Source organism: Streptococcus sp. OH4692_COT-348 (assembly GCF_003859975.1).
In the GTDB taxonomy this organism is placed as follows: Bacteria; Bacillota; Bacilli; order Lactobacillales; family Streptococcaceae; genus Streptococcus.
The window spans coordinates 1-339 of sequence record NZ_RQZB01000071.1 but is presented as its reverse complement, the minus strand read 5'-3'; the positions used below and the strand labels follow the sequence as shown (position 1 = coordinate 339).

General features: G+C 39.2%; 1 pseudogene. It reads left to right on the top strand.

Annotated elements, in window-relative coordinates:
* Nucleotides 1-339 (top strand): annotated as a pseudogene (locus EII37_RS11255) (structural protein); the annotation flags it as partial.

Here is a 339-nt window from a genome sequence, read left to right as displayed (position 1 = left end):
ACGATTGGGAGAGTTGGATAGAATACGCTACAAAAGATGATGTTGCAAGGCTGACTCAAATCCCACCTTGGCAAAATCTCGTGCTTGCAAACGGTTGGAATCATCATCAACAGTACAACAATGTACAATATTCCAAGTCATTTGATGGCGTAGTTTATTTTAGAGGTTCGGCAAACAAAGGAAAAACTACGACTGAGACAGTGATAGGAACTTTACCAGTAGGTTTCAGACCAACACAGCCATTATATATCTCGACAATCAACAACAATTACACAGTAGCGGTTTTGGGTATCTATTCAAACGGAAATATAGTTGTAAAAGGCAACGTTGACTCAAACT